Source organism: Bacillus sp. SIMBA_074 (genome assembly GCF_046534555.1).
In the GTDB taxonomy this organism is placed as follows: domain Bacteria; phylum Bacillota; class Bacilli; order Bacillales; family Bacillaceae_G; genus Bacillus_A; species Bacillus_A mycoides.
In genome coordinates this window covers 1-233 of sequence record NZ_JAWRYM010001294.1, presented here as the reverse complement: position 1 = coordinate 233, position 233 = coordinate 1, and the positions used below count along the sequence as shown (strand labels likewise).

Annotated in this window: 1 protein-coding gene; it reads left to right on the top strand. The window is 31.3% G+C overall.

From position 1 onward, the window contains the following. Nucleotides 1-46 precede the first annotated feature (46 nt). Nucleotides 47-233, top strand: a 187-nt coding sequence (locus SB773_RS34885; protein ID WP_410595155.1) for a BCCT family transporter, incomplete at its 3' end; no start/stop codon positions are given.

Genomic DNA, 233 nt, shown 5'->3' with positions numbered 1-233 from the left:
CATGATGCATATAAACTGTCTATCTTATTATTTAAGGGGTGATTGGATGAAAAGTAAGAAATATGTGTTTTACATATCATTAGCAATCAGCTTAGGCTTAATAGCCATTGGTGTATTCATGCCAAGCCAATTAGAGAGTTTTTCTAATTCATCGCTTGATTTTATCTACAATAATTTGGGTTGGTTCATTTTGGGGAGTGTTTTTACTTTCTTTGTGTTTTGTATGTATATAG